This is a genomic window from Bartonella sp. AP150HLJHH, from assembly GCF_042196385.1.
Classification (GTDB): Bacteria; Pseudomonadota; Alphaproteobacteria; order Rhizobiales; family Rhizobiaceae; genus Bartonella.
Genome location: NZ_JBHIQC010000064.1, coordinates 1 through 3,132 on the forward strand (window position 1 = coordinate 1; position 3,132 = coordinate 3,132).

5 protein-coding genes and 1 pseudogene are annotated in these 3,132 nt (G+C 37.3%); 2 read left to right on the forward strand and 4 right to left on the reverse strand.

Features of this window, described 5'->3' with window-relative positions:
* Positions 1-162 precede the first annotated feature (162 nt).
* The gene (locus tag ACFING_RS09415; RefSeq protein WP_375629833.1) at positions 163-1,209 is read left to right on the forward strand and encodes a Fic family protein; all 1,047 of its coding nucleotides are present in this window, start codon (positions 163-165) and stop codon (positions 1,207-1,209) included.
* Between the two features lie 63 nt (positions 1,210-1,272).
* Here ACFING_RS09415 and ACFING_RS09420 read toward each other — a convergent pair whose 3' ends face one another.
* Genes ACFING_RS09420 through ACFING_RS09430 form a run of 3 tightly spaced genes read right to left on the reverse strand, consistent with a single transcriptional unit; the run spans position 1,273 to position 2,505 of the window.
* Complete coding sequence (locus ACFING_RS09420) at positions 1,273-1,551, reverse strand: hypothetical protein (RefSeq protein WP_375630680.1); 279 nt, start codon at positions 1,549-1,551, stop codon at positions 1,273-1,275.
* A complete protein-coding gene (locus ACFING_RS09425; protein WP_375630681.1) occupies positions 1,548-2,309 on the reverse strand; it encodes a phage antirepressor KilAC domain-containing protein in 762 nt (253 codons plus the stop codon). Before ACFING_RS09425 ends, ACFING_RS09420 begins: the two co-directional genes overlap by 4 nt.
* Complete coding sequence (locus ACFING_RS09430) at positions 2,302-2,505, reverse strand: Arc family DNA-binding protein (protein ID WP_004859798.1); 204 nt, start codon at positions 2,503-2,505, stop codon at positions 2,302-2,304. The genes ACFING_RS09425 and ACFING_RS09430 overlap by 8 nt, the downstream gene beginning before the upstream one ends.
* Positions 2,506-2,580: 75 nt before the next feature.
* Here ACFING_RS09430 and ACFING_RS09435 point away from each other — a divergent pair, with 75 nt between their 5' ends.
* Positions 2,581-2,805, forward strand: coding sequence for an Arc family DNA-binding protein (locus ACFING_RS09435; RefSeq protein ID WP_375612370.1), 225 nt, complete (start codon positions 2,581-2,583; stop codon positions 2,803-2,805).
* Positions 2,806-2,820: 15 nt separating this feature from the next.
* On the opposite strand, the pseudogene ACFING_RS09440 reads toward ACFING_RS09435, so the two are convergent.
* Positions 2,821-3,132 (reverse strand): annotated as a pseudogene (locus tag ACFING_RS09440) (Rha family transcriptional regulator); the annotation flags it as partial.

The following is a 3,132-nucleotide window of genomic DNA, read 5'->3' on the forward strand; positions in this document are numbered from 1 at the left end:
TTATGTGAAACACCCATCTTCTTCGCAAACGCACGAACCGATAGACCCTTACGCTTCTTCTTATTCATAGTTGCTCCTTGCCTTCTTCTCTGCCATAAGAAGTAAGAGTTTACTGTGTTACGAATGATTGACAATCGGGTATAATCGGGTATATATTCCGGTATGAAAACAGATACACTCCAAATTACACAAGAATTGTTGGCTCTTATTACTGAGATTGATGAGTTCAAAGGGGCATGGCGCGCTCTTGGTACTCTTGCACCTGAGCGATTGAACGCCCTTCGCCATATTGCTACTGTTGAAAGTATTGGATCTTCTACACGCATTGAAGGGAGTAAGTTAACAGACCGCGAAATCGAACAGCTTTTGGTAAACTTAGAAATTAAACGTTTCAAGAGTCGTGATGAACAAGAAGTTATCGGTTATGCCAAGGTTATGGAAACAATCTTTCAATCTTGGAGTGATATTTCTATTACTGAAAATCATATTAAACAACTTCATCGTGATCTTTTGTGTAATAGTGAGAAAGATCAACGACATCGAGGTGAATATAAGACTTTACGCAATGATGTAGCAGCATTTAATTCTCAAGGGAAAATGGTTGGCATTGTTTTTGAAACAGCTACACCATTTGATACACCATACCGAATGCAAGAGCTTATTACTTGGTTCAATAAAACCAATGAATTAAAGGATCTTCATCCTTTACTTACGATTGGTATTTTTAATGTAACATTTTTAGCTATTCATCCTTTTCAAGATGGAAATGGACGTTTAAGCCGTATCTTAACCACCCTTCTTTTGTTACAAAAAGGTTATGTTTATGTACCATATTCATCACTTGAAAGCATTATTGAGAATAATAAAGAAAGCTATTACTTAGCTTTAAATCAAACTCAAAAAACAATTTATACTAAAACACCCAATTGGGAGCCTTGGATACTCTTTTTTTTACGTGCTCTACAAAAACAAAAACGCCAATTAGAAATAAAAATAGAGAGTGAAAAAAATGCTCTTTTTTCCTTATCTGAATTGGCTCTTAATATTCTTGATTATGTGCGTAATCACGGACGTGTTACAACCCGCGATATGGTGCGTGAGGTTGGTGCAAGCCCTAATACACTTAAAGTAACTTTTACATCATTAGTTGAAAAAGGTCTTTTGATACGTCATGGTGGTGGACGATCAACTTGGTATAGTGCACCTTAATTTTATTGCCTTCTTAACCACCTCCCCGCCTAAAAGACGAGGAGATAAAATTATGTTGTAGGTCTAAGCTACTTTTGCAATCGGGTTCTCCAAAGTAGGAACATAGGCTCGCAACAAAGAATCCATGCTATGCGGTAGTTCTGAATCTCCAAAATCTGTTAGAACTGTCAAGATTTTAAGTATATTTGGTACTTCATCTTGAAGTTTTAAAATCAAAACCTTTTCTACCAGACTCATGATGTCAACCAAAGCAGTACATTCTTTGTCGTTAATATTTTCATCATTAGAAAATTGAAACAACGCTATCCACAAATCGCATAAGAAGTCGACACTGGTGTTCATTGTACACCTCCATGGATTTGTTCTCTCAAACATGCCAATCCTCTGGATGTAATTTTTGTTGAAGGGAGCACTTTTTCTGTACCATCAGGTCTTTGAATGGTAATAGCAGGACAATCCATAAATCCTTTCTTGATCTTGTCCTGATAAGGTAACAGTGGCGCCCCTGGAGCACGCCGATACACCCAATCATGTTTACGCAAGTAATCAGTTAAATCCTTTGGTCTTACTTCCAACATCTTTGCTGCTTCTATCAAATCAAACAAACCATCAGAGCGTTTTAAACCTTCCAAAGCCTCTGCTTTTGGAGCTAATTTAGCAATGATATTGTCTTTCCGCTCGTTTTCATCTTTTAAATGCGTTAAGACACCAAGCATTACTGCTGGACTGGAGTAGTCCATCGATTGAACATAGGATTGCTTTATCTCGCCCCTACGCCATGCAACAAATAATTTAATAAGCATATAACGGACTTGAGAAGATTTTTCTGTATTCGATAATGTCGCAATCAATAACGTCTGCTCTTCGTTAAGCCAATATTCTGTTACGTTATTGCCCTTTATTACGTGCGCCACAGTGGCGCACCTCCCAAACCGTTCTATTTCTTGCATATTTCTTGTAATTAATTTTCTAACGTCACGTGTACGAACAAACCCTAATTTTTCTGCTAAATCCACATCGCGAACACGAGGCTCGTTTTCGACTTCTCGTAATTTGATTAATTTGTCTTTATTGATAGGTAAGTATGTGCTATTATTCATTGTAATTGACCTCTTTCAGGTTAGTTAGATGTAAAGCGTTAGAGAGAGTTTTTGCGGACTTATGCTCTAGCGCTTTTTCTTTTTTGAGAATGTTAATTATTTCAGATGAAAGAGAGCGATCATTCTCAGTCGCCCGATTAAACAACCACTCCTTTAATGTATGTGGCATATTTATTTTATATTGGATCGTTTTCATTTTACCTCCATATGCACATATTTAGTACCATAAAGGTACCTTGTGTCAAGTGTATTTTAGGTATATTTTAGGTGCATGACAAAAAAAGATCGTGTGCAATTTAAATTTCTCATTCCAATTGAACTGAAAAATCAATTGGAAGAGCTTGCTGAGGCAAATCATCGTAGCCTTACGGGGGAAATTCTTGCTCGTTTAGAAGATTCTGTCCGCACTACCGTTACATTAAATCACCTGCTGGCAATGAATTCAGAAGATCTCAAAAAGCTCCTTGAACAACTACTCGTGAATAAAAAACAATAAGATGCCACACATAGCCCCCTCAGAACGCTTTAAGCCTTCAAGCGCTTCTGCTTTTGGTGCTAATTCTGCAATAACATGATCTTTCTGCTCTATTTGACTTTGTAAGTGATTCAAAACACCAAGTAATGCCTCCGGTTTAGAGTAGTCAACTTGTGGTGTGGCTACCTGTTTTTCCAATTCTTGCCAGCGGTCAATGATTTTGGCTCGTAAAGCAGTGCTGTAACCAGAAACAAGAATTAAACATTCACGTTTGGGTAAATTATAACAAGGGCGTGTTTTTCCTTGTTCATCAATATAACTGCTTAAAAACTTAGCCGGCTCAAATTT